The 6912-nt window shown below is 74.2% G+C and carries 2 protein-coding genes and 1 pseudogene; 1 reads left to right on the top strand and 2 read right to left on the bottom strand.

Annotation, left to right across the window (positions count from 1 at the left end):
* Nucleotides 1–90 precede the first annotated feature (90 nt).
* A pseudogene (locus ACIQ87_RS39975) lies at nt 91–4281 on the top strand (SDR family NAD(P)-dependent oxidoreductase); the annotation flags it as partial.
* An 18-nt stretch (nt 4282–4299) separates the two neighbouring features.
* Here the strand turns inward: ACIQ87_RS39975 and istA are convergent.
* Nucleotides 4300–5781 (bottom strand): IS21 family transposase, encoded by a 1482-nt coding sequence (istA, locus tag ACIQ87_RS39980; protein ID WP_402417152.1) that lies wholly within the window; start codon nt 5779–5781, stop codon nt 4300–4302.
* Nucleotides 5782–6106: 325 nt separating this feature from the next.
* Nucleotides 6107–6912 (bottom strand): aminoglycoside phosphotransferase family protein (locus tag ACIQ87_RS39985; protein WP_402417150.1); only part of this gene is annotated, 806 nt, incomplete at its 5' end.

The following is a 6912-nucleotide window of genomic DNA, read 5'->3' on the forward strand; positions in this document are numbered from 1 at the left end:
CGGCAGCCGGACAGAACAACCGGAGGACAGCCCAGCAGGGCGTCAGTCAGTGGCAGAGCCACGACCACCGGGGACCGGTTAGCAGTATCAGTGTCGGTGGCGGCGGTGAACGGCCCGTCGTCGACGGTGGTGTCGGGTGACGCGGACGCGGTTGCCGCGCTGGTGGCGGAACTCGTCGGGGAGGGGGTGCGGGCGCGGCTGATCGAGGTCGACTACGCCTCGCACTCCGCGCATGTGGAGGAGGTGCGTGAGCGCCTGCTCGCCGACCTGAACGGCATCACGCCGCTCTCGGGCGCGGTGCCGTTCTTCTCGACGGTGACGGGCACCTGGCTGGACACGAAGTCCCTCGACACCGAGTACTGGTACCGCAACCTGCGGGAGACCGTGGAGTTCGGGGCGGCCACCGAGGCGCTGCTGGGGGAGGGCTTCCGGTTCTTCGTCGAGTCCAGCCCGCACCCGGTGCTGGCGGTGGCGGTGGGGGAGTCGGTGGAGGCCGCGGGTGCGGACGCGGTGGTGCTGGGGACGTTGCGCCGCGGCGAGGGCGGCTCGGCGCAGGTGTTGCGTGCGGTGGGCCGTGGCTGGGAGCGCGGGTTGGGGGTGGACTGGTTGGCGGTCTTCGCGGGCGCGCGGCGGGTCGAGCTGCCGACGTACGCCTTCCAGCACACCCGCTACTGGCTCGACGTGCCGACCACCAGCCAGGACATCGCCTCGGCGGGTCTCGCCACGACCGGGCACCCGCTGCTCGGTGCGGTGACGCAGGTCGCGGACTCCGACGAGCTGCTGCTCAGCGGCCGGATCTCACTGCGTACCCACTCCTGGCTCGCCGATCACGCGGTGTCGGGCGTCGTCCTCCTCCCCGGCACGGCTTTCCTCGAACTCGCGCTGCGCGCCGGGGCCGAGGCGGGCTGCCCGGTGGTCGAGGAACTCACCCTCGGATCGGCCCTCGTGCTCCTGGACGAGGGTGCCGTTCACCTGCAGCTCCGGGTCGCCGGGCCCGACGGCGAGGGTCGGCGGAGGCTCAGCGTGTTCGCCCGGACAGCGCGGGACGCCGACGCGCCCTGGACCGAGCACGCCACCGGCACCCTGGCACCCCGGCCCGCCGGGGACCCGGCCGGAACTGCGGCCGGTCTGCTGAGCTGGCCGCCGTCCGGTGCCGAACCCGTGGACACCGACGACCTCTACGAGCGCTTCGCCGGGGCCGGCTACCACTACGGCCCCGCCTTCCGCGGCATCAGGGCCGCGTGGATCCGCGGCGGCGAGGTGTTCGCCGAGGTGGTGCTGCCGGAGCAGCAGCACGCCGACGCCGCCGGATGCGTGCTGCACCCCGCGCTGCTGGACGCGGCCCTGCAGAGCGCCGCGCTGCTGCCCGACCAGGACGGCCGGGCCCGGCTGCCCTTCAGCTGGAACGGGGTGACCAGCGGGATCACCGGGGCCACCACGCTGCGGGTGCGGCTCGCCGCCGACGCGCCGGACGCCGTGAGCCTGCACGCCCACGACCTGTCCGGACGGCAGGTGATCGGCGTGGAGGGCCTGCTGCTGCGGCCCCCGGCCGCGAGTGCCCACGCCGACCTGCTGTACCGCCTCGACTGGGCCCTGGCCGCCGATCCGGCCGACAGTGCCGTGCCGGCCTGGGCCGCCCTCGGCAGCGCCGTTCCCGGTGCGGTGTCCTGGCCGGACCTGGACGCCCTGGGCGCCGCCCTCGACGCGGGCGCCGCCCTCCCCGAGGTGGTCGTGGCTGCCGTCGCCACCGCCGACCTGCCCGACCCCGCCGACCGGGTCCGCGTCACCGCGCACCGGGGCCTGGCCCTGGTACAGCAGTGGCTGGCCGACGAGCGGTTCGCCGAGGCCAGGCTGACCCTGCTCACCAGGGACGCGGTCCGTACCGGACCGCTCGACCGTCCCGTCGACCTCGCCCAGGCCGCCCTGTGGGGCCTGGTGCGTAGTGCGCGGGCCGAGCACCCCGGACGCTTCGTCCTCATCGACGCGGCCGGGACGGGCGAGCCGGCGGACGCCCTGCCCGCGGCGCTCGCCACCGGGGAACCCGAGCTGGCGTTGCGGACCGGCCCGCCGCTGCTGCCGCGGCTGGTCCGCGGCGGACGGCCGGACGGCACGCTGTCCCTGCCGGACGGCGAGGTCTGGCGGCTCACCACCGGCGGCCGGGGCTCCGTGGAGGACATCGTGGCGGGGCCCGCGCCTGCGGCCCTCGCCCCGCTGGGCAAGGGCGAGGTGCGGATCGCGGTGCGCGCCGCCGGGCTGAACTTCCACGACGTCATCGCCGCGCTCGGCCTGGACCCCGACCCCGAACAGCAGGGCCTGGGCAGCGAGGGCGCCGGAACCGTCATCGAGGTCGGCCCGGGTGTCGACGACCTGGTGCCCGGGGACCGGGTGATGGGGATCTTCGGGGGCGCGTTCGGCCCGACCGCCGTCGCCGACCGCCGCACCGTCGCCCGGATACCGGCGGGCTGGTCCTTCGCCCGCGCCGCATCCGTGCCGGTGGTGTTCCTCACCGCCTACTACGGTCTGTTCGATCTCGGCGGACTGCGGCGCGGCGAATCGGTCCTGGTCCACGCCGCGGCCGGCGGTGTCGGCATGGCGGCGGTCCAGCTCGCCCGGCACGCCGGTGCGCGGGTGTTCGCGACCGCCTCCCCCGCCAAGTGGGACATCCTGAAGGCCGGCGGACTGGACACCGAGCACATCGCCTCGACCCGTACCACCGACTTCGCCGAGAAGTTCCTGACGGCCACCGGCGGGCGGGGCGTCGACGTCGTACTCGACAGCCTGGCGCGGGAGTTCGTCGACGCCGGTCTGCGGCTGCTGCCGAACGGCGGCCGGTTCGTGGAGATGGGCAAGACCGACGTCCGCGACCCCGGGACGGTCGCTCGGCAGCACCCCGGCGTGCGCTACCGGGCGTTCGACCTGATGGAGGCCGGTCCGGAGCGGATCGGCGAGATGCTCGCCGACGTCCTGGACCTGTTCGAGCAGGGGGTGCTGCGTCCCCTGCCCGTCACCGGCTGGGACGTCCGGCAGACCCCGGCCGCCCTGCGCTCGCTCAGCCAGGCCCGGGGCGTCGGCAAGAACGTCCTGCTGCTGCCCACTGCGCCGGACCCCGAAGGGACCGTCCTGGTCACGGGGGCCACCGGCACCCTGGGACGGCTCCTTGCCCGGCACCTGGTCGTCGCGCACGGCGCCCGGCACCTGCTGCTGGCGGGCCGCCGGGGCGGGTCCGCCGACGGAATGCCGGAGCTGGTACGGGAACTGACCGGACTCGGGGCGTCGGTGACCGTCGCCGCCTGCGACGTCGCCGACCGCGCCGCGCTCACCGCCCTGCTCGGGTCGGTGCCTGCCGCGCACCCGCTGACCGCCGTCGTCCACGCGGCCGGTGTCCTGGACGACGCCACGATCGCCGGGCTGACGCCGGACCGGCTCGACCGCGTCCTGCGGCCCAAGGCGGACGCGGCGCTGGCCCTGCACGAACTCACCCGGGACCTCGACCTCGCGGCGCTAGTTTCGTTCTCCTCGGGCGCCGCCCAGTTCGGCGCGGCCGGGCAGGCGAACTACGCCGCCGCCAACGCGGTCCTCGACGCCCTCGCCGCCGAACGCCGGGCCGAGGGGCTGCCCGGCCTGTCCATCGGCTGGGGCCTGTGGGAGGAGCGCAGCGGGATGACCGCCGCGGTCACCGCGGGTCGGGGCGCCGGGGCGGGCGCGCTGACCTCGGCGGAGGGCCTCGCCCTGTTCGACGCGGCCCTGGACTCCCCGTACGCCTACCGGCTCGCGGCCAGGATCGCCCCGTCGGTGCTGCGGGCGGACGACCGGCTGCCCGCCGTGCTCCGCGGCCTGGCCCGCCCCGCCCGTACCGCCGCCGCCTCCGCCGCGGCACCGGCCCGCTCGATGGCGCAGCAGCTCGCCGAGCTGCCCGAGGCCGAGCTGCACCGGACCCTGCTCGACCTGGTGCGCGGCAACGCGGCGGCGGTGCTCGGCCACAGTTCGCCGAACCTGGTCCGCCCGGCCCGCCCGTTCAAGGAGGTCGGCTTCGACTCCCTCACCGGGGTCGAACTGCGCAACCGGCTGGTGTCCTTGACCGGGCTGCGGCTGCCGGCCGCGCTGGTCTTCGACCACCCCGCCCCGGAGGCACTGGCACGCCAGCAGCGGCTGCCGGAGGACCAGCGCGGCTGGTTCCTGCAGACGCTCAGGGGCCTGGCCGAGGCCGAGTCGGACCCGCAGCGGCGGGAGTTTCTGGAGTCGTTCCCCAGTTCTTGCGGTCTGGTCGACGACGAAGACTGAGTCCTGGCCGGGGTGGGCTCAGTTCGACCCGAATCCGGACCAGGCCGAGGTGCCCGGCTGCAGGCTGTGGGTCTCGCTGCGACGGATCGGCTCGACTTGGTCGTGCTCGCCCTGGTGGCCCAGGATCGACAGCAGGTCGCCCTCGGCGAAGCGACCCACCGTCGCGGCGGTGCCGAGCGCCCGGTCGACGTCCGCGGTGCCGTGCAGCTTGGCCAGTGCGATGGCATCGGCCATCTTCGCCCGGATCCGGCGGGTGCCGGCCGCCGCAGCCTCGATGAGCCAGGCCGCCGCCCCGGGCCCGATCGCGAGGAACTGGGCCTCGGCCGGGTTGGTCGGCTTCGGCGTGCGTTCCCCGCGCGGGGCGTCGGGGTAGTGCTCGTCGGCGATGCGCGGGTTGCCCGGGGTGGAGCGGGCATGGCGGGCGACCTCGGCCGCGCTGCCTGCGACCATGGCAGTGACGATCAGGTCGTCGCCGTGGAAGCGGACCCAAACGCTCTGTTCGACGAGCTCGTGTGGGACCGAGTAGCGCACCGAGTTGACCGAGATCGTTGAGTCCTTGCCGACCCGGCGGCTCTCGCCGAACGCGGCGGTGAACGGCTGCTCGGGGACCGGGTGCAGTCGCAGCCGTTCCTCGGCCAGCAGCTCAGCCGGGATCCTGCGGGTCTCGCGGTGGACTCGATTGTTCACCTCCGCCATGAAGGTCTCGCAAGCTTCCTGAAGCTCGGCGAAGTCGGCGTACTCGGCCCGCAGGTTCACCGCGGTGGGCACCAGGTCCCGCTTGGCGATCCGGACCGTCGACTCCGTCCCGCCCTTGGACGCCGGGTCGGCCGGCATGCACGAGCGCACGACCGTGCCGTAGTGGCGGGCGATCGGCACCAGCTCCGGGTTGCGGACCGCGATCCTGGCGACGTGCTCGACCGTGACGGTCTTCTCGTTGTCGGTCAGGCAGTAGGTCGGCGCCCCGCCCAGCGTCCGGAACGTCGCGTCCAGGCAGGCCGCCACCGTCGGCAGGGTCTTGTCGAACACCAGGATGACCACCCGGAACCGGGACCAGGCCAGCCACGCGCACCACAGGCTCGTGCGCCGGGAGCCGATGCGTGGGCCCTCTCCCCAGTCCCACTGCATCCACATCGCCGGCTCCGGGATCCAGGGTCTGAACACCCTGCGGTTCCCGGCCCGGTAGGACTCCTTCGCCGTCGCCACGGCCCGGCGGGTCGTGCGGTCGGTGCCGGTGAAGCCCATCGCGACGATCTTCTTGTGAACAGCGTCGGCACCAACCTTGCCTCGCGACCGCTCGACCAGTTCCTCCACCTTCGGCAGGAAGTCGTCGATCAACTTCGACCGCACGGCCCGCTCGGTCGGGTCGACTCCCTGGCCTCGGAGCTGGACATAGCGTCGCACCGTGTGGTGGTCGCATCCGGCCAGCTCGGCAGCCTTCCGGTAACTCCCCGTGAGGTCGTACGCCTCAAGAATCTCCATGATCTCCTCATCGCTCTTCACCATGCCCACTGTGCGTTACGGGCTTGGTGGGTCAGCGGGGAGATCAGCTGTCCGCTACTGGGGAGGTTTCGTGTCCGCCAGCGGGGAGACCAACTGACCGCCGTTGGGGAGTCTGCCGCGTCCGCTGACACGCGCCCGGCTCAAGGAACTCGAACGTCGAAACCGCGAACTCGAGATGGAAGTCGCCTTCCTGGACCTTGGGGTGTTCTCGGCTCATCTCGGATGCGGGCCGGGCTGGCCCCGGCCGTCCAGGGCGGTGGTGGTCCTGTCGGGGTGGTTGCGTCGTGGTGTGTCGGCCCCGGCCGGGTGCCGGGGCCGGGGGTGTTCAGGTGTAGTGGTCGAGGAGGGCCTGGAGGTAGTCCTCGAGGCGGGTGGTCAGGATGGTGGGGGTCAGGTCGGTGCGGCCCAGGTCGTGCCAGGGTTCGGCGACTTTCCGGGCGTCGGGGGCGAAGGCGAGGGCGTCCAGCAGTCGCCAGTGGAGGTGGGCGGGGCCGGTGGCGAGGGGGCGGCCGCCGGCGGCGGTGTAGCGGTCGGGGAAGGCCAGGCCCGCTTCGGGGCCGTGGAGCAGGGCCAGTGCGGTGGAGCAGTGGGCGACGTCCAGGTCGGCCGGTCCCCAGGAGGTCTCGACCCAGTCGACGACCGCGCTGACCGCCAGGTTGGGGCCGTGGCCGGTGAACAGCACGTTGCCGGGGTGGAAGTCGCGGTGCAGGAAACACGGCCGGTGTGCGGGCGCCGGGCCGTCGATCGCTGCGATCGCCCGGGCCCACAGTGCGGGGCGGGCCGTGCCGGGGGGCACGGCGACCCGTTCGGGTGCCGTCCACGGCTGCCAGGCGCGCGGCCGGTCCCGCTCGGTGACGGGCAGGGCGTGCACGGCGGCGAGCTGTGCGGCCAGCAGGTCCGCGCGCGCCGCACGGTCCCGGTCCTCGGCCACGCGTACGGTGCCGGGCAGGTGGGTCATCACCAGTGACGGGTGCTCGCGCATCGCCGCCTGTGCGTCCACGGCGACCAGTCGCGCCGCCGGGACGCCACTGCCCTCCAGTAGGCGCAGCACGTCGGCCTCGCGGGTCAGCAGCCCCGGGGCGTGGCGGCGGTGGAACGGTTTGACGAAGGAGCGCAGCACCAGCGCGTACG

The organism is Kitasatospora sp. NPDC096204 (assembly GCF_044763205.1).
Classification (GTDB): domain Bacteria; phylum Actinomycetota; class Actinomycetes; order Streptomycetales; family Streptomycetaceae; genus Kitasatospora.